We start from the raw sequence: 17,727 nt of genomic DNA, 5'->3' as shown, positions 1-17,727 counted from the left end.
ACCCCCCGGCCCTCCGTGGGTTTCCACCCCCCACGGGCGGCGGGGGGGTGGCGGCGCCCTTCTTTCCCACCGCGGCCGCGCTCCCGTCTGCGGCGCGACGGCGTTCGACCATTCGGATCGTGCGGATTTATCCGGCCCTGTTAATTTCAACGATATAGGATTGCCACCGTGCCGCAACGGCACGTTTGCGGGCGGTCGCCGCGTGCGGCGGCGCCGTCGACTACGGCGGGTTGCCTAGTGCTTGCGCCGCCAGTCGAGCAGGTGGTGTTCGGCCATCCAGTGATGGATCATCCCTTCGCCGCCGTGGCTGCGCTTGTATTCGCGCGATTCGAAGTAGGACAGGGCGACGAGCACCATCAGGCCGATAAACAGGCCGATCAGGCCAGCGATTTCTTCAGACGACATGGCAGCCTCCTTTCAACGGCACAGCGCCATGGCTACATACTAGAACATACGCGGGACGACCCCTAACCGGGAATTCAGCTAGACTCGTCGCGGTCCTGGCGCGCGATGGGCGCGCCGTTTTCCGGAGCCTTCCCGATGTCCCGTTTCATGCTGGCCGTGCTGGCCGCGTCCATTCTTGCCGGCTGTGCCAGCGATCCCCGCCAGGCCCGTCGCGGCCACCCGCCGCAAGATCCGGCCGATTACCATGGCGTGCCGACCGACATGACGCCGCCGTCGATGCTCGGGGAGCCGGCGCCGTCAGCGCCCGCGTCCACACCCGCACAATAACCTCGGGCCCGCGCGGCAGTCAGGCGCCGGCCGCGCGTGCGTCGGCGCCGATCCGGCGCACCAGCGCCGGCAGGTAGCGCGCGAGCGTCGCGCCGCGCGCGGCCATGAACAGCAGCAGCGCGAACCACAGCCCGTGATTGCCGAACGGGCCGACGACGGCCAGCGTCGCGGCAATGAAGATCGCGAACGACGCGACCATCGCGCGCATCAGCGATTGCGTCTGCGTCGCGCCGATGAACACGCCATCGAGTTGGAACCCCCACACGGATACGATCGGCGAAATTGCCGCCCACGGCAGATATTGCAGCGCGACCGCGCGGATCTCGGCCTGGTCGGTCAGCCGCGCGACGATCCAGCCGCCGGCCGCCCAGTAGACGAGCGCGAACAGCAGCGCGCCGAGCGCGGACCACAGCAGCGTGACGCGCACGGCCTGCCGGAATGCGGCGCGGTCGCGCGCGCCTGCTGCGGCGCCGACGAGCGCCTCGGCCGCATGCGCGAAGCCGTCGAGCCCGTACGCCATGAAGGTCTGGAAATTCAGCAGCAATGCGTTGGCCGCGAGCGTCGCGTCGCCCTGTTTCGCGCCGAGGTGCGCGAACCAGCCGAACGCGCCGAGCAGGCACAGCGTGCGCAGGAAGATGTCGCGATTGAGCACGATCAGCCGTTTGAGCGCCGCACGGTCGGCCAGCGCACGCGCGGCAAGTGGCGCGAGGCCGCGCGGCCGCAGCCGCCACAGCATCCAGGCGCCGAGCGCGAAGCCGCACGCGTCGGCGGTCGCGGTCGCCGCACCGATCCCGGCAATGCCCCAGCCGAAGCCGTACACGTACAGCAGCACGGCGCCGATGTTCACTGCGTTGATGAACACCTGGGCGACGAGCGCGAGCCGGACGCGCTGCACGCCGAGCAGGTAGCCGAGCACCACGTAGTTCGCGAGTGCGAACGGCGCGCTCCAGATCCGCGCGTGGCCGTAGGCCAGCGCGGTTGCGTGGACGGCTTCGCTGCCGCCCAGCGCGGTCAGCGCGAACGACAGCAGCGGCACCTGCAGCGCGAGCACCGCGGCGCCGAGCGCGAATGCGACGATCAGCGCGCGCAGCACGTCCAGGCGGATGCCGGCGGCGTCGCCGGCACCGTGCGCCTGCGCGACGAGGCCGGTCGTGCCCATGCGCAGGAAGCCGAAGCCCCAGAACACGAAATTGAAGAACAGCCCGCCGAGCGCGACGCCGCCGAGATACTGTGCGCCATCGAGGTGGCCGGCGACGGCCGTATCGACCGCGCCGAGGATCGGCTGGGTCAGGTTCGCCAGGACGATCGGGAAGGCGAGCGCGAGGACGCGCCGGTGCGAGACGGCGGCCGACCCGGCGCCGGCCCCGTGCGGTAATGCGGATTCGGGCATGGCGGACGCGTCAGGCGCGTTCCTGCACGCAGACCCACGGCGACACGACGACCGCCCACAGCTCCGGATTACGCGCCGCGAAGTCGGCGGCGGTTTCCGCCGGCATGCGCGCGACGAGGCCGGACGACAGCCAGCGCGTGACCTGTTCCGCGTCGTCGCCGGCAATCGCTTCCGCGACGCTGACGAGATCGAGATCGCGCGCGACCGACAGCAGCTTGCCCTGCGCGAAGAAGCGCTCGAGATCGCACCAGTCGATCTTGGCGGTTTCGCCGAGGAGTTTGGCGTAGAGCGGGCTGTGCGACGCGCCCGCGGCGGATTCGTGTTGGTGGGAGGACATCGGTCGTGTGCTGGAAAGACTGCGTGGCGCCACTATAAACCATCCGGGCGACCGGGCGACCGGGCGGCCGCCCGGCGCGGCCGCGCCCGGTTCACGCGTCGCGCAGCGCGCGGCGCACGATCTTGCCGGTCGCCGTCATCGGCAGGCTGTCGACGAACGCGATCGCGCGCGGGTACTCATGTGCGGCCAGGCGCGTGCGCACGTGCGCCTGCAGTGCCTGGACGAGTGCGTCGTCGCCGACATGGCCGGGGTTCAGCACGACGAACGCCTTGACGATCTCGGTGCGCGTCGGGTCGGGCACGCCGACGACGGCCGCCATCCGCACCGCCGGATGCGTGAGCAGGCAGTCCTCGATCGGCCCCGGGCCGATCCGGTAGCCGGCGCTGGTGATCACGTCGTCGTCGCGGCCGACGAAGCGCACGAACCCGTCGGCGGCGATCGTGCCGGTGTCGCCGGTGAGCAGGTAGTCACCCGCGAACTTGTCGCGCGTCGCGGCGGGATTGCGCCAGTATTCGATGAACATCACCGGATCGGGGCGGCGCACCGCGATGCGCCCCTCGAAGCCGGGCGGCAGCGGCGTGCCGCGCTCGTCGACGATCGCGACCGTATGACCGGGCACGGCCTTGCCGATCGCACCGGGCTGCGCGTCGAACAGCGCGGCGCACGACGACAGCACCATGTTGCATTCGGTCTGCCCGTAGAACTCGTTGATCGTCACGCCGAGCGCGTCGCGCCCCCAGGCCGTCAACTCGGTGCCGAGCGATTCTCCACCGCTCGCGACCGATTTCAGCGCCAGCGTGTGGCGCTCGCGCGGCGCAGGCACCGTGCGCATCAGCTTCAGCGCGGTGGGCGGCAGGAACGCGTGGGTCACGCCGTGCCGCGCCATCAGTGCGAACGCGGCCTCGCCGTCGAACTTCTCGAAGCGGCGCGCGAGCACGGGCACGCCGTGATGCCATGACGGCAGCAGCACGTCGAGCAGCCCGCCGATCCATGCCCAGTCGGCGGGTGTCCAGAACAGGCGCGCGTCGCGCGGGAAGCATTGCTGCGACATCTCGACGCCCGGCAGGTGGCCCAGCAGTACGCGATGCGCGTGCAGCGCGCCTTTCGGCTTGCCGGTCGTCCCGGACGTATAGATGATCACCGCCGGATCGTCGGCGGCGGTGTCGGCCGGCACGAAATCCGGTGATTCGGCGGCGAGGGCGTCGTCGTAGCGCAGCACACCCGGCGCGTCGGGCACGTCGTCGCCGATGCAGTAGCACGTGTGCAGCGCCGGCAGTTGCACGCGCAGCGGCGCGATCTTCGCGTAGCCGGCCGCGTCGGTGACGAGCGCGGCGGCTTCGCTGTTCGCGAGCCGGTATTCGAGCGCGTCGATGCCGAACAGCGTGAAGAGCGGCACCGCGATCGCGCCGAGCTTGTACGCGGCGAGATGGGCGATCGCCGTTTCGGGGCCCTGCGCAAGGAAGATCGCGATGCGGTCGCCGCGTTGCAGGCCCGCACGCGCAAAGCTGTTCGCGAGCCGGTTAGAGGCATTCCTCAGGTCGTCGAACGTGATGCGCGACACGTCGCCGTGTGACGTTTCATGGATCAGCGCGAGCCGACCGCTGCCGTCGGCCCACTTGTCGCAGACGTCCACGCCGATGTTGTAGCGGGCCGGAATCTCCCACCGGAAGCGGGAGAGCAGGTCGTCGTAGCGTTCGGCGGCGGGCAGCATCGCGGGTCTCCTTGACGTCGATCGACGGATCCGGTCGATGGCTTACATCTGCATTTCATGCGACCGAACCACAATGGCGTCTGATAGATAGGGAATGTTCGGGCTCGTGCAACGGGGACGGCTCAGTGCACGATTCCACAATGACGCATAAGATCACGACAAAACAGTGATGTGACCATGGATCTGCTTCTGATAGCTGCGGGGTTCAGCCTGTTCGGAATCGGGGCGCTGGTGGTGTTTGCCAGCCGCGTCGATCCGTTGTCCGGCCGTTTCACCGGCCGTCTGCGCAAGCGCTGACACAACCTTCCCGATTGTCCTCGCGACGACATGCGATGCATGCCGGCATCGCGTGTCGCCCCCTCGTCGACGGTGGCGCGTTCAGCGCGCCGGCAGGTAGCGGGCCGGATCGATCGAGCGGCCGCCGTAGCGCAGCTCGAAATGCAGCGCGATGCGATCGCTGTCGCTGTTGCCCATCTCCGCGATCGTCTGCCCCTGCGTGACCGACTGGCCTTCCTTCACGAGCAGCGCACGGTTGTGCGCGTAGGCCGTCAGGTAATCGGCGTTGTGCTTGAGGATGATCAGGTTGCCGTAGCCGCGCAAGCCGTTACCCGCATAGACGACCGTGCCCGGCGCGGCGGCCAGCACCGGCGTGCCCGGGGAGTTCGCGATATCGATGCCCTTGGATTTCGAACCGTCGAACGTGCGCACCACGTTGCCGGCGGCCGGCCAGATCAGCGCGATGCTGGTGGACGGCTTGACGGCCGATTCGACCGGCGCGGAAGGCGCGGGGCGGCTGCGGCCCGCGCTGCCGGTGCCGGTGGTCGACGCGGTCGTCGTGCCGGGCGGCGGCGCGACGCGCAGCACCTGGCCGACCTCGATCGCGTCGGGGTTCGTGATCTGGTTCCAGCGCACGATGTTCGCCGTCGACGTGCGATTCTCGCGCGCGATCTTGTAGAGCGTGTCGCCGCGCTCGACGCGGTAGTAACCCGGGCCGACGGGTGCGGAGCCGCACGCGACGAGCAGTGCGGCGCAGGCGGCCGCGAAGAGCCGCTTCGTTGTTGTTCCGAACATTGAACCTCGCAAAACCCTGCCGCGCGTAACGCGGCAGGCAATACAAAACGTCAGATTTTAACGGGTTCGACCCGCGCACCGCAGTTTCGGGCCGCGGGCGCGGCCGGCGCGCACCGGTTCGGTGCGGTCGATGTCAGCCGGCGAGCGGCAGCGCGCGAATCCGCAGCGTGGCCGTTTCGGTCGCGCCCGGGGCGAGCATGCGCAGCCCGAGACCGTTGTGGATCGCGTCCGGCAGGCCGAGCCATGGCTCGACGCAGTAGAAGTCCGATTCCGGCTTTTCGGTCCAGGTCGTCACCGCGTACCACGGGATCGAGCCCGGGACGTCGAGTGCGATCTCGATCGTGCGGCCGCGGCCCGGCATCACGATGCGCACCGGCGTGGACGGCGCGCCGTCGAGGCAGTGGAAGCGGTCGAGGATGTCCGGGTCGCCGAGGCTGTACGACGCTTTGCCGGGCTCGAGCGGGCTGATCGAGCCGTCGGCGCGCTGCAGGCAGCGGCGCGTCGGCGGCAGTTCCAGCGTGGTTTGCGCACGTTCGCCGTGCGGTAGCGCGAAGTAGAAATGGTGGCCCGCGTAGTAGGGCAGCGGCGTGGCGCCGCGGTTGGTCGTGGTGAGTGCAACGTCGAGCGTGTGGGTGTCGGCAAGCCGGTAGGTCGTCTCGAACCGGAAATCGAATGGATAGCTGTCGCGCAGCGCGTCGTCCGCATCGAGCGTCATCGACAGCGCGGCGCCGTCGGCCGACGGTTGTGCCGCGAACGGCAGGTCGCGCGCGAAACCGTGCATCGGCAAGTCGCGGACCACGCCGGCGGCGTCGCGCCAGCGACCCAGTTCGCCGTCGACGCGATGGCGGCCGAGGAACGGGAACAGCAGCGGATTGCCGCCGCGCACGCGCGCGAGGTTGCTCCAGTCGGCCGTTTCCGGCCAGAAGATGATCGGCTCGCCGTCGACGTGCCACGACAGCAGGCGGCCGCCGAATTGCGGGGCGACCCGAACGAGCGACGGGCCGGCGTGGAGTTCATGAATGTCGTGCTGCTGGAAGATCGGCATGGCGAATCGGTATGAACAGGGTGGGCGGGTGCGCGATGGCGCGCTCCATTATCGGGCCGCGAGGCGGTCGGGGAAAACCCTTCTCGGGAAATCGCGAGTTTTTCAGAGTGTCGGCTGTCGGGATAATGCCTCTAAACCGGTGATGTTGCCGGGTCATGACACTTCGTGGAGGGGGCCATGGATCTGGCAATGGCAATGGGAATCGCACTGTTCGGCATGTTCACCGGCAGCACGGTACTGTTTTTCTACCAGCTCGGCCGCTGACGGCAATTTCTGCCGGAATCGCAAGGCCCGCCATGCAAATGGCGGGCTTTTTGCTTTCCAGATGCTTACAAATTGCAAGCGTTTGTGTGCATTGCCGCAATAACCTGCCAAATGCCTTGGCGCGGTAATCCTGGCTCGGCATAATCGGGGCGCGTTTTTCGGACGCGCGATGCGTCGTCCGCTTCTCTACCCGATTGACCACCACTAAAAGGACCGACGCGTGAGTCTCTGGTTTCTGGTATTCCTGAGCGTCCTGCAGGGCGTCACCGAACTCTTCCCCGTCAGCAGTCTCGGCCACACGCTGCTCGTGCCCGCGCTGTTCGGCATGCACATCGACAAGCATGCGCCGCAGTTGCTGCCGTTCCTCGTCGCGCTTCACCTCGGCACCGCGCTCGCGCTGCTGTGGTATTTCCGTGCGCGCTGGATCGCGTTGATCGGCGGTTTCTTCGCGCAGCTCGGCGGCCGCAAGAATGACGACGGGCACCTGATGTGGGCGCTGATCATCGGCACGATCCCGACGGGGATCGTCGGCCTGCTGCTCGAGAAACGCATCGAGCGCGTGTTCCACGATCTCCGGATCGTCGCGATCGCGCTGATCATCAACGGCGTGCTGCTGTGGGTCGGCGATCGTATCCAGCGCAGCCGTGCGCACCAGCCGCCGGAGAAGATGACGTTCAAGCAGGCGTTCTTCGTGGGCCTCGCGCAGATCGGCGCGCTGATTCCGGGTTTCTCGCGCAGCGGGCTGACGATGATCGCCGGCAATGTGGCCGGGCTGACCGCGGAGAAGGCGGCGGAGTTTTCGTTCCTGCTCGGCACGCCGATCATTTTTGCTGCGGGCGTGCTCGAGCTGCCGAAGCTGTTCCACGCGCGCGACCAGCTCGCGGATGCGCTGCTCGGTGGTGTGCTGACGGCGATTGCGGCCTATCTGAGCGTGCGGTTCCTGATGCGCTATTTCGAAGGGCGCGGGCGGTTGGCTTCGTTCGGCGTGTATTGCGTGATTGCCGGGGTGTTCTGTCTCGGGTGGTTCATGCTGCATCCGCAGCCGGTTTGATGGCTGCGGCGCCGGTCGCGCGTCTCGTGGGATATGACGCGATGATCGGGTATAATTTTGGGCTCGGCTTCATGCCGGGCCCGTTTCGTTTCGGGGCTTTGAGTTCGTGGTTGTGGTGGTGGTGCTCGAAGCCTCGCGCGTCAAATGCGGTCCGGGTTGTGCGGCCGTGTCTTTTTCCCTCGACCGCCCTTAGCTCAGTTGGATAGAGCAACGGCCTTCTAAGCCGTAGGTCACACGTTCGAATCGTGTAGGGCGGGCCAATGAAATCAGTGTGTTAGCTGATATTTTCAGGCGATCCTTGTCAAATCGGCATGTTCATGTAACCGCTATGTAACCCAATTGGGTCAACGTGGATGCACATCGATGCTCTTTTGTTCGCCGGACGGGCCCGAGTTGGGCTTGGGCGGGTGCGACGAGTGTTCATGCAACGAAGCACGCGGCCCCGACGCTCGAATCCGATGGGTGGCCTTAGTGGTTTTTGATGCCGCATCAATTACGTGTCCAAGTGTTGGCGCGGACGCGGGATGAGTTCCGCGAAGTTCTGGGCCGAGTGCCTGTCGGAGACCTTCATGTATGTCGCGATAAAATCAAGTCGCCCGGAGCGGTGAAATTGGGGGCGGTGTCTGCCTAATCACCGGAAGCGGTGTGTGGTTCCTGACAGATCCGATGACCAGCGAGTTTGCCGTTCCCTAAGTGGACAGTTGTACCTTGGGATTTGATTTGCAGGATCGTGGCGTGACGCCCGCCGAACCGTAACCCTGCGCTGCGCGGAATCTGAATGCGCATGTCGACGGCCAGAGGCAGGATGAGCTTGGTCATGCGACAAGCTTCATTGCCTCGTCCCAGGCTCGCTGCTTCAACGTCGCACCTGCACCGAACCATGCGGCATCAAGGCGGTGATCGTCGCTACGTGCGCGGCGATGATGATCGACGTATTCCGTCACGCTGTTGAGCAAGCCCCATGCCGTCCCCGATGCCGACGCCAGGTCTGCCCCCTTGCCACGCCCAGCATAGAGCTGACCAACCGCCTTGATGGCGCGCTCGTTGACGGCAACCGTTTCGCGATCAGGGAGATTGGCAGTCGAGTAGGTCAGCACGCGGCGCAGGAAGGCTTCGGCTGCCGAGTCCGTCACCTTGCGTTCGGACAGCGCCTTGGTGCGTGCCATGAACGCATCCCACGTCGAGACCGCGATGCCAAGCTGGCGTTTGACCACCGCCGCATCGAACTGCGAGCGGTGCGAGACCTTGATTGCACCGACGTTGTGATCCAGCGCGATTTGCAGCGTCTTATTACACACGACACGTACCGACGTGAACTGGGCGGTGGTTGCCAACGTTCCGTCGCATGCGGTCGCCAAGAGGAGATAGCCGTTGATCTCGTCTTTACCCTTGAGCATACCGGATTGGCCGGTACGCGCGAGCGCCCAGAGTTTCCGCCCTTCGCGTAGCACACCCGCCGTCTCGAGCTGGAAGCCGCCGATCTCCGTCAGGTCGCGATAGAACTCCAGAATTTCTTCGGGCTGCACGACCTGATAGCGAGAAGACACAACACTCAGCGGAGCCTTCGTGTCCGAGCGGTACAGCACCTTCTGTTCGGGAAACGCGTGGATCGAACCGAGGCTGCGGTTGCCTGCGGCGACGAACCGCACTTCGGCTTCTTCGATCCGCCAGTTCATCCCGGCGGCTTGTGCCCAGACTTCGAGCGGTTGTTTCGGCGAGAGTTTGTTGCCGAGTCCGTGCCAGGGTTCGGCACCGACGTAGGCCATGGTTTGAACGAGATGCATAAACAACCCCTTGTAGAAATAGACACGTGCATATAGCCCGGCAATCGCCGGACTGGTTCGAATGAGGAGGGTAAGAGACGATGTCGCGCGAGTTGCCGGCGACGAGGGGATCATGTGGCTTGCTTGACGCTAAATGCGTGGCCGCAGGCGAGACAGGCGTGGTTGTCGAGAACGTTGTCATCGATCGCTGCGCCGACGGCCGACCCGGCCGCGCAGCCCGCGGCACTGCCGACGAGCCCGGCGATCACCGCACCGGCGAGCCCACCGAAGATGGTGCCGATTGGTCCGGCGACGGAGCCGACGAGGGCACCGGTTTCAGCGCCCGCCATAGCGGCCGCCATGCCGCCTGTCGCGCCGGCGACGCTGCCGATGGTGCTGCCGGCCTTGCGACCGCGGTTGCGCGTGTCGATTCGCGATGACAGGCAACGCGGACAGCGGATTGCTGGGCCAGACGATGACGGTGCGGCGGCCTTGGACGGTGCCGTAACGGGCTTGCCGGGCTCGCCCATCAACGATTCAATTGCGTCATGCAGATCGTGGCGAGCTTCGGTCGCAGGGGACGCGTAGGCGGGATCTCCATGCTGACTGAACGGCGGATAGTCAACGAGCGCAGCACTGGCTTCATGCGCGGCGTGAACGGCGTGATCGGGATATGGCGCGTACGCCTCCCATTCGTCGAATTCATCGACCGGAATAGTGGCTTGGGGCATAGGCGGTGTCGACGAGTCTGGACCGCCAGGGCGATCCTTGGTTGTCAACCAGTAGAAGCCGAACCCGAACATGGTGACGAGAGCGAGCCCGACGCCGATTTGGATGGTGAGGTAGAGCGTGGGATTCACGAAAACTCCTGAGCAAAGTGCGCCGACATTGGATTGCGTCAGCGGAGCGTGGATTGCGTCAGCGGAGCGACCGTAGCTGGCCGTGTTCAGGAAAGTGATATGTGATTCAAAAAATCTGGCTCACGAAGCAATCGGAAATTTGTTCCTGGAAGATTGTGAAATTCCGGCAATTTCACGCACGAACGTCAGGCCACCAATTTATTCGAGATAGGTCGGCATGCGCGGCGCACTATCGTGTTGTTCCGAAAGGCATTTATAATCAGCCCTCGGCAGAAACCCCACCTGAATACCAACCAAGGGAAAGCTGCATGGGCCACACCGCGCTTTATAAGACGTTGCGTCTGGGTGACGCGCAATACAATCGTCTTGTCAAACTCGACACGCCGCTTGGCGTCGACTGGTTATTGCCGCTCTATGTGAAAGGAACGGCTCGACTCGGTCGCGATTACGAATTCGTGATTGATGCCGTTTCACCACGCGGTAACCAGATTGAACTGAGTGCGCTACTCGCCAAGCCGGTCACGCTCTGGATCCACCAGACGGACGGCTCATACATGCCGATCCACGGCTACGTTCACCGGTTCAGCAGGCTGGGAGCGGATGGGCCGTTGACATTTTACAAGCTGGCGTTCTCGTCCTGGCTCTATTTCTTGCGCCTGCGCCGCGACATGCGTGACTGGCAGGAGCAGAACGGCGAGCAGATTCTGACTGACGTTTTCAATGAGCACTCGCAAGCGCGCGGCGCGTATCGTTTCGATCTGCATAAACCGCTTCCGTCGTATTCGAACCGTGTGCAGTGGGAATACGACCTGAACTTTGTTCATCGTAGTCTCGAAGAAGTGGGGGTGTTCCCATACTTCGAGCAGGCAGACAACGGCCGGGCGCACGCGATGGTTCTGACGGACGACGTTTATTTTGTCCCGGAGCTGAAGCAGCCGGTTGTCGAGTTCGGCCCAACGGAAATTAGCGGCGAACTGGACGGGTTCGCGCAGTGGAAGGAGCAGCTTCAGATTGACAGTGCGCAGCTGACGTCTCGCTCGTTCGACTATAAGCGCCCCGATCTCCCTCGGCAGGTGCAGGGCGTGACCGACGTGGACGGCCAGTTGCCGACCGATGGGGAGATCTACGACTACCCTGGCGCGTACATGTGGTCGGACCGTGAGCAAGGTGAGCGTCTTGCCCAGATTCGGCTTGAAGAGCGCAAATCGCGGATGAAACGTTTTCACGGCATCGGTGGCTTGCGCTGCGCGATGCCGGGGCGGCGCTTCGAACTTCGCGGTCATCCGGTGCATGATGCGGGCAGCCAACCGGATCGCGAATTTGTTCTGCTCGGGGTTGACTGGCTGATTTGCAATAATTTGCCTGGCCTGGACGAAGCAGAGCAATTCCCCGACGGGCTGGCTGCGGAAGTCGCTCAAGCAAAGGCTGGCACGACGGTTCGCCATGCAGACGGCAGCGAAGGATTCTTTCAGGTGGTAGTCGAGGCGCAGCCACGCAACGTCCCATTCCGTAGCCCGTTCGAACACAAGAAGCCGGTGATGCAGTTGCAGAACGCGATCGTTGCCGGACCAAGCGGCGAGGAGGTGTATACCGATTCGCTGAACCGGGTGAAGGTGTGGTTTCACTGGAACCGCCGCAACGGTCAGGACGAGCGCGCATCGTGCTGGGTGCGCCCAACGTTTCTTGATGCGGGATCGACCCGTGGCGGGATTCAGCCGCTGCGCAAGGGCGACGAAGTGGTCGTCGGCTTCATGGAAGGTGACTGTGACCGGCCCGTCATCATTGCGAGAATGTACGGGGGCGCTACGCAGCCGGTGTGGCACACGAACGGCTTGCTGTCCGGTCAGCGATCGCGTGAGTACGGCGGCACCGGCTACAACCAACTCGTAATGGACGACTCGACGCAGCAGAATCGGGTTCACCTTTACTCGAGCAGCTATCAGTCGCACTTGCACCTGGGGTACCTGATCCAGCAGACCGACAATACGCGCGGTGCGTTCCTCGGCAGCGGTTTCGACCTCAAATCGGATGCCTACGGTGCCATTCGGGCGGGACAGGGCTTGTTCGTGTCGACACACCCGACAGCAACGAACCAGCCGTTGAACGTGACGGCTGCATCCGAGCAGTTAGCTAGTGCGGAAACCGTTGTTGATCTGACGTCACAGGCGAGTTCGGCGAACCAGGCGGAGAGCCTGGAGGAGGGGCAGGACGCGCTCAAGAAGTTCACTGATGCGACGCACTATAGCGTGAGCGGCGGCGCGGGCAGCGGCGGTCGGACGGGCGGCGGTGGCACGGGCAATGCGAATGGCTTTTCGACACCGATCATGCTGATGGCCAGTCCCGCAGGTGTGGGTTTGTCGACGCAGGATTCAGCGCAAATTACGGCGAACCAGCAGGTCAATATCGTCAGTGGCAAGAGCGTGCACGTGGCCGCCGGCAAATCGCTGATCGCGAGTGTGATGGAGAAGATAAGCCTGTTCGCGCAGAACGCAGGGATCAAGCTGTTTGCGTCGAAGGGCAAGGTCGAGATCCAGGCACAGAGCGACGAGATGAAGCTCTCAGCGCTCAACGACGTAACGATCACCAGCTCGAACGGGAAAGTCGTGATTTCGGCGGAGAAGGAGATCTGGATCGGTGCGGGCGGTTCGTACATCAAAATCACGCCCGATCTGATCGAGAACGGGACCAGTGGTCAAATTCTCGAAAAGTGCGCGAGCTGGGACAAGCCGGGTGCGTCGTCGATGCGCCTGCCTTCGCAGATTGCGAGTGTGCCGAAGGGGTGTGCATGGAAGACGGCTTCGGCGTCTGCAGATAGCGCTTCGAGCGTTGTGCTGGAGTAAGTGGGTATGGACAACTCAGACGCGCTCGGCATGGACGAGTCTCCGGAGGCTGCCGTGATAGACGCAGCTGTCAGCAGCTTGCGCACATATTTCAGCAAGCGGCCGGAGATGCGCTGCTATCTCGTTGTGGATCCGAGCCAGCGAGATTTCACGAATGATCACGAGGAAGCCGAGCGGTTCCAGGAATTGAAGCGTGCGATTGTGGAGGTCAAGCACGACGCGTTTCCCGACAGTCACAGGCCCTATCTCGTCGAATTGGATCTTGCCACTTCCGAGGGGAGTGAGGTTTTGGTAGAGAGTGTGCGGGCCGCATTCGAGGATCGCCGACCAATTTCGATGGCCGAAGGATTGGGGCAACGGGTCGGTGGATGGCTCGCCAGCGAGGCGCCGTTGACGGAGGTCGCCGAGCATTGGTCCCGTCACGTTCTGCAGTACAACGAGGAAGGACGGCCGTGTGCGCTACGTTTCTACGATACGCGAGCGCTCAGTTTGATCTGGCCAATGTTTTCCCAAGAGCAACAGCAGGCGCTTCTGGGGCCGGTAAAAGCGTGGCATGCGCTCGACGCATGCGCCAAATTTTGCCTGTACAGCGTACCAGCTGGGTCGCGTGCTGATCTTTCGCTGACGGAGGAGCAATGGCAGCGGATCCACCGCCATGGACCAGTAAATAGAGCGCTTGCGCTGTACGCAATGACGGTCGATCGTCAACCTGAGCAATCCGAAGTTGCGGCCGCAGACGCTGCCGCCACTCGTGCGGAGCACTATGGACTTTTCGACCGGGACGATTGCGTTGCATTCATAGGGAACGCGTTAGCATGGCATCCGCAGTTCGACCTGCATCCGAAGGTGTTACAGCTTTTGGGCGCAAGAGCGCCCGATGAGTTTTATACGGCAGCGGTTGCTGTATTGACAAAAGAGGATGTCGCGGAGATTCGAGACCGCGCCTGGTACGTGCGATTGAGCGCTTCGTCGTCCCGCTGATTGGTGTCGGCAAGATTGCCTGAATTCAATACGAAGAGAGCGTATGGCAGCAAATAACCAGAAATGTGCCAACTGTGAGAAGACGGGACTGCCGATCTTGCCGGTGCGGTACACCGTCTTGCCTAAATCGGTGAAGGCAAAGATGCCCGCTGGCATCACCGGCGATCGCGTGACGAATGTCGGTCTCACCGAGCACCAGTATGGCCTGCGGACTTTGCGCGACGGTTGGCTCTATCTTTTCTACGAAGTAGGCGCACGGGGTACCAGTTACTGGGAAGCATACAAGGTGACTGAAGACGGCAGGTTGTGGAAGCAATCGCGACCGCTGCCGTCGATTCCAACCACCCATCCGGCATGTGCCAAGACGAGCATTGCGGTTCCGATGGACGTCATCGCGATCGAGCAACCCGAACTATGTACGGGCAAGGTTTATATTGCGTTTTCGCAACTTGCATGGCATCCACGGACTTTCGACAAATACGAGATATACGTCGACTTGCGTAAACAACGCATGCAATGGATCGAGCCGTCAAAATGGATCTCCACGGGAAAGGACGGGGCGGGTCACGCAGTCGTTGCAACGGAGTCTTCTATCAACGATGTGCTGGAGTATATGCCGGGCCTTGATGCGAAGCAGCTTGGTTTGCTTGACGATAAGCAGCGCTTTACTGCTGACGATGGAAGCTATCGAGAAAATCTGCTCGCCCGTGAGGTCTCACGTTATCCCTTGAACATTCGGCAGGCATCGCCAGCATCGGCGAGCCAGCCGCTTGTGAAAATGATGGGCCAAGTTGGAAAAGCCGATGCCGGTGGTGGCGGGGCAACTCCGCCGACCTTTCCCCCGATGTTGCTCGCCTTGTGGGATGCAGTCGGCAACGTTCATGAGCTGAATGGCTTTCGCAACGATCCAGTGTCTTGGCTTGACCGCTATGGGTCGCAGCAGGAACTCGGCATGAAAGTGATGGCCCTGAACGACATCGACACCGCCAAACGTATCGTCGATTCGCGTACAAAACAGAACCTTGCAACTCAGGAGGCGATGGCGAAAGAGGCGCATGCCATGACCCCGCTCGGCTCGACGACAGCCCGCGCTGGTTTGGCTGCGCAACGCACCAGAGCGCTCGCGGGCGCGGATGCTGCACGCGCCCAGCAGGTCAATGCGTATTATGACGATCTCGACTGGATGGCTGCCAACAACATCCCGGGGAGCTATCAGACGCGTCTTATCCAGATTGGTCGATTTAGTAGCGCGGGCAGCGCGACCTCAAGCGCGCCTTACCTTGGCAAGTACCGCGATGAAATCATGAACGAAGCGCGTGAGTATGCGAAAGCGCAGCCCGGGTTCCATGATCGAAATCTAGACAGGATGCAGAAGTCCGAATGGTCTCGGTACGAAGCTCGGCTTCAGCGCAAACAGCTCGAGGATTTTCGCAAGCCGTACAAGAAATTGCAGGACGCGGTGTTCCAATTGCAGGAAACGCGCAGCAACGACGTCGGGAAATGGCTGCGAGCGCCACTTCTTGCGGACACGCTCGAGGATTATTACTGCGACGATCTCAGTGACAGCTTCGAGTTCGAGGTTGTCGTTGCAATGGCAATTGACGGGCTGGGATCAACTCCCAGCGGGCTTGCGATTCTCGATGAGTTGGTCGGTCGCTGGAAGCCGACGGACAAGGAAAGCATCGTGTGGCGGGCAGTCGCCATGAACCATCCTGCGGGGCGCGAGGAACTTGAAAAATTTCTCGCCAGCGCATTGGAGCACAAGGATAAGCCGTTAGAGGACGATGGAGTCAAATATGTCGTAACGGCTGTGAAGTACATTGGCAAGCTGACTGATTACTATAAAAAATACTCGAAGCTGGCCCTTGAGACAAATCCAGCGAAAATCTCGTACTTAGGGGCTATGTACAAGGAACAAGGGCGTGACGTTCTGCTCATGAATATCGGTGATCGCGTCTTCGAGAAGCTCCGAATCAATAAGTTGGGAGATTTCGTCGGGGAAAAGATTGTGCAGACGCTGTTCCTCCAGAGGGCGGGCATACCAATGGAGGATGCGTTGACGCTCGTTCGCAAGCAGGCTCTGTATGACAAGGTGAGCCGAAGCGAAATTTTGCAGCGCTTTCGCACGGCGCGAACCGTGTTGGCAGCGTCGACGAAGGTAGGGCCGAATCCGACTACCGAGTTGTATGAGGTGTGGGAAAAGTTGAAGGCGGACAAGGACGCGAACGCACTGAAGGAGCTTCGTCTCGGCCGCATCGCTGTGATTGCGGCGCTATGTGAGTTGGTGAACTTCTGGCATCTGTTGTCGGAAGCCAAGGACGAAGATACCAACGCCAAGCTGATCAAGTCGGGCGCGTCGCTCAGTGCGTCGATCATCACAATTACGATGACGCCGTATTACGGTACGCTGAAGAAGGCCGTTCGGACGTTGAGCTGGAAGATGGTAGGGGGCTTTTTGTCGGGGGGCGGCGCATTCGCCGCGGCTTGGTTGGACTACGGAGCAACTCGAAAAACGCTGAAGAGTGGCCAGTACGACGTAATGTGGGTCCTGGTTGCGAAAACGTTGCTGGGGGTAGCCTCCGGTACGGCCTTTGTGATCGATGCCATTAGTACTGCTGCACCGCTATTCAAGAAGTTGGCAGCTCGCTCCGGGAATCGCGTGGTCATCATGGCGGTTGAGGCTGTTGCATCTCGAGTGGCAGTGGTTGCGTCGCTCCGAGTCGTAAGCATGCTGATTACATGGGAAGCGACGATTGGGCTGCTTGCACTTCAGGTACTCGCTGACGTCCTGACTCCGAACGAGTTGGAATCGTGGTGTTCTCGCTGTGCATTTGGCACCGGGCAAGAGTCTATTCTCCGCGTGAAAGATCACAGTGTCGAAAAATATGCGGATATGGCCCAGCAGGAAAAAGCTTTCGATAAGGCAATGACGGAGATGGCATGAGTTTGGAGCGTGAATATGCAGTTCAGGTGCTGCGAGGCACGATCAGCAGGCTGAAGTGCCGGCGTCGCCAGCAGGACTTCGTCTTGAGTGAAACGGAGCATGCCTATATGCAGGCAACGGCGGCGGGTGCTGCGTTGGCCGGCATGGGAGCATCGGCGATCGGGTTGATCCAATCGTCTGCGAATTCCGAGGAGGAAGCGGACTGGGTGGAGTTTGAACTCGACGGCAAGCAGATCGAGGGATGGCTCTGGAAGATGCCGATGAAAGACGGCGACGAGGTCGAAATCGTTGCTGAACTGAGGCCGCGTGACCGCTACTTCGCCTATTCAATTCGGAGAGTTCGGGACGACATGGTCGCAGTGTATCCGCATGCAACGAGGGGAAGAACGGCTCTTTATCGTTGGCTGATGAAGATCATGCTGTGGTTTTTTGTGCCGATCTACGCGCTAATGTGCTTCATGTTGTCACGTGACGCTGATGGTATCGACGGGATGACTCTCATGATAGTCCTAGGCGGGGCAGGTGCCTTTTCTCTATTGATATTCTGGATCTTGTTTTACCGCGCTTATCTAAAGATGAAGCGCTTTGCAAGATTGGCCGAAGTCATTTTCTCGTGTTACGGCTGGAGTGACGTACGTAAAATTAGCCTGATACGTTCGTCGAAACAGATGAAACCGGAGGGTCGGGATTTCGAATATGGCATTCACTACTTTCGCTACCGTCCGTAAGGTAATCGAC

Annotated in this window: 15 protein-coding genes and 1 tRNA gene; 7 read left to right on the top strand and 9 right to left on the bottom strand. The window is 62.4% G+C overall.

Translation table 11 applies throughout. The annotated features are described in order from the left end of the window. Positions 1-234: 234 nt before the first annotated feature. Entirely contained in the window at positions 235-405 is a 171-nt protein-coding gene (locus tag DIE21_RS37385; protein WP_162840567.1) for a hypothetical protein, read from the bottom strand. 135 nt (positions 406-540) lie between these two features. On the opposite strand from DIE21_RS37385, the gene DIE21_RS29655 reads away from it, so the two are divergent. Continuing rightward, positions 541-732, top strand: coding sequence for a hypothetical protein (locus DIE21_RS29655; RefSeq protein WP_124501006.1), 192 nt, complete (start codon positions 541-543; stop codon positions 730-732). Positions 733-751: 19 nt separating this feature from the next. On the opposite strand, the gene DIE21_RS29650 is transcribed toward DIE21_RS29655, so the two are convergent. From DIE21_RS29650 to DIE21_RS29630, 5 genes are all read right to left on the bottom strand, one after another. Next, positions 752-2,122, bottom strand: a complete 1,371-nt coding sequence (locus tag DIE21_RS29650) for an MATE family efflux transporter (RefSeq protein ID WP_124501005.1) — start codon at positions 2,120-2,122, stop codon at positions 752-754. A 10-nt stretch (positions 2,123-2,132) separates the two neighbouring features. Next, entirely contained in the window at positions 2,133-2,459 is a 327-nt protein-coding gene (locus tag DIE21_RS29645; protein ID WP_124501004.1) for a DUF2288 domain-containing protein, read from the bottom strand. A gap of 91 nt (positions 2,460-2,550) precedes the next feature. Beyond that, the gene (locus DIE21_RS29640; protein WP_124501003.1) at positions 2,551-4,170 is read right to left on the bottom strand and encodes an acyl-CoA synthetase; all 1,620 of its coding nucleotides are present in this window, start codon (positions 4,168-4,170) and stop codon (positions 2,551-2,553) included. A gap of 378 nt (positions 4,171-4,548) precedes the next feature. After that, positions 4,549-5,241: a peptidoglycan DD-metalloendopeptidase family protein gene (locus DIE21_RS29635; RefSeq protein WP_124501002.1), complete on the bottom strand. Its 693-nt coding sequence runs from the start codon at positions 5,239-5,241 to the stop codon at positions 4,549-4,551. Positions 5,242-5,374: 133 nt separating this feature from the next. Continuing rightward, a complete protein-coding gene (locus DIE21_RS29630) occupies positions 5,375-6,286 on the bottom strand; it encodes an aldose epimerase (RefSeq protein ID WP_124501001.1) in 912 nt (303 codons plus the stop codon). A 484-nt stretch (positions 6,287-6,770) separates the two neighbouring features. Here DIE21_RS29630 and DIE21_RS29625 point away from each other — a divergent pair, with 484 nt between their 5' ends. Continuing rightward, complete coding sequence (locus DIE21_RS29625) at positions 6,771-7,601, top strand: undecaprenyl-diphosphate phosphatase (RefSeq protein ID WP_124501000.1); 831 nt, start codon at positions 6,771-6,773, stop codon at positions 7,599-7,601. Between the two features lie 183 nt (positions 7,602-7,784). Beyond that, positions 7,785-7,861 (top strand) — tRNA-Arg (locus tag DIE21_RS29620). Positions 7,862-8,228: 367 nt separating this feature from the next. Here DIE21_RS29620 and DIE21_RS29615 read toward each other — a convergent pair. The 3 genes from DIE21_RS29615 to DIE21_RS37970 form a co-directional block, all read right to left on the bottom strand. Beyond that, a complete protein-coding gene (locus DIE21_RS29615) occupies positions 8,229-8,420 on the bottom strand; it encodes a hypothetical protein (protein ID WP_124500999.1) in 192 nt (63 codons plus the stop codon). Next, positions 8,417-9,385 carry a DUF932 domain-containing protein gene (locus tag DIE21_RS29610; RefSeq protein WP_124501012.1) on the bottom strand — a complete coding sequence of 323 codons (969 nt, stop codon included), beginning with the start codon at positions 9,383-9,385 and terminating at the stop codon, positions 8,417-8,419. Before DIE21_RS29610 ends, DIE21_RS29615 begins: the two co-directional genes overlap by 4 nt. Before the next feature lie 110 nt (positions 9,386-9,495). Then, positions 9,496-10,224 (bottom strand): hypothetical protein, encoded by a 729-nt coding sequence (locus DIE21_RS37970; protein WP_260432561.1) that lies wholly within the window; start codon positions 10,222-10,224, stop codon positions 9,496-9,498. Positions 10,225-10,532: 308 nt separating this feature from the next. Between DIE21_RS37970 and DIE21_RS29600 the strand changes: the two genes are divergently transcribed. The 4 genes from DIE21_RS29600 to DIE21_RS29585 are packed head-to-tail and all read left to right on the top strand — an operon-like array spanning position 10,533 to position 17,717. Next, on the top strand, positions 10,533-13,064 hold the full coding sequence (locus DIE21_RS29600) for a type VI secretion system Vgr family protein (RefSeq protein WP_124500998.1): 2,532 nt from the start codon (positions 10,533-10,535) through the stop codon (positions 13,062-13,064). 6 nt (positions 13,065-13,070) lie between these two features. Continuing rightward, positions 13,071-14,045 carry a DUF4123 domain-containing protein gene (locus DIE21_RS29595; protein WP_124500997.1) on the top strand — a complete coding sequence of 325 codons (975 nt, stop codon included), beginning with the start codon at positions 13,071-13,073 and terminating at the stop codon, positions 14,043-14,045. A 43-nt stretch (positions 14,046-14,088) separates the two neighbouring features. Next, entirely contained in the window at positions 14,089-16,989 is a 2,901-nt protein-coding gene (locus tag DIE21_RS29590; protein WP_124500996.1) for a T6SS effector BTH_I2691 family protein, read from the top strand. Further along, positions 16,986-17,717 (top strand): putative type VI secretion system effector, encoded by a 732-nt coding sequence (locus DIE21_RS29585; protein WP_124500995.1) that lies wholly within the window; start codon positions 16,986-16,988, stop codon positions 17,715-17,717. Before DIE21_RS29590 ends, DIE21_RS29585 begins: the two co-directional genes overlap by 4 nt. The last annotated feature ends 10 nt before the right edge of the window (positions 17,718-17,727 follow it).

It is taken from the genome of Burkholderia sp. Bp9140 (genome assembly GCF_003853425.1).
Classification (GTDB): Bacteria; Pseudomonadota; Gammaproteobacteria; order Burkholderiales; family Burkholderiaceae; genus Burkholderia.
Note: the sequence above shows the minus strand (reverse complement) of the source record. Positions and strands in the feature narration are given on the sequence as shown.

Excerpts from the sequence above, each read along its gene's own strand:
- DIE21_RS37385 (WP_162840567.1), bottom strand. The coding sequence starts at position 405 with ATGTCGTCTGAAGAAATCGCTGGCCTGATCGGCCTGTTTATCGGCCTG.
- DIE21_RS29655 (WP_124501006.1), top strand. The coding sequence starts at position 541 with ATGTCCCGTTTCATGCTGGCCGTGCTGGCCGCGTCCATTCTTGCCGGC.
- DIE21_RS29650 (WP_124501005.1), bottom strand. The coding sequence starts at position 2,122 with ATGCCCGAATCCGCATTACCGCACGGGGCCGGCGCCGGGTCGGCCGCC.
- DIE21_RS29645 (WP_124501004.1), bottom strand. The coding sequence starts at position 2,459 with ATGTCCTCCCACCAACACGAATCCGCCGCGGGCGCGTCGCACAGCCCG.
- DIE21_RS29640 (WP_124501003.1), bottom strand. The coding sequence starts at position 4,170 with ATGCTGCCCGCCGCCGAACGCTACGACGACCTGCTCTCCCGCTTCCGG.
- DIE21_RS29635 (WP_124501002.1), bottom strand. The coding sequence starts at position 5,241 with ATGTTCGGAACAACAACGAAGCGGCTCTTCGCGGCCGCCTGCGCCGCA.
- DIE21_RS29630 (WP_124501001.1), bottom strand. The coding sequence starts at position 6,286 with ATGCCGATCTTCCAGCAGCACGACATTCATGAACTCCACGCCGGCCCG.
- DIE21_RS29615 (WP_124500999.1), bottom strand. The coding sequence starts at position 8,420 with ATGACCAAGCTCATCCTGCCTCTGGCCGTCGACATGCGCATTCAGATT.
- DIE21_RS29610 (WP_124501012.1), bottom strand. The coding sequence starts at position 9,385 with ATGCATCTCGTTCAAACCATGGCCTACGTCGGTGCCGAACCCTGGCAC.
- DIE21_RS29600 (WP_124500998.1), top strand. The coding sequence starts at position 10,533 with ATGGGCCACACCGCGCTTTATAAGACGTTGCGTCTGGGTGACGCGCAA.
- DIE21_RS29595 (WP_124500997.1), top strand. The coding sequence starts at position 13,071 with ATGGACAACTCAGACGCGCTCGGCATGGACGAGTCTCCGGAGGCTGCC.
- DIE21_RS29590 (WP_124500996.1), top strand. The coding sequence starts at position 14,089 with ATGGCAGCAAATAACCAGAAATGTGCCAACTGTGAGAAGACGGGACTG.
- DIE21_RS29585 (WP_124500995.1), top strand. The coding sequence starts at position 16,986 with ATGAGTTTGGAGCGTGAATATGCAGTTCAGGTGCTGCGAGGCACGATC.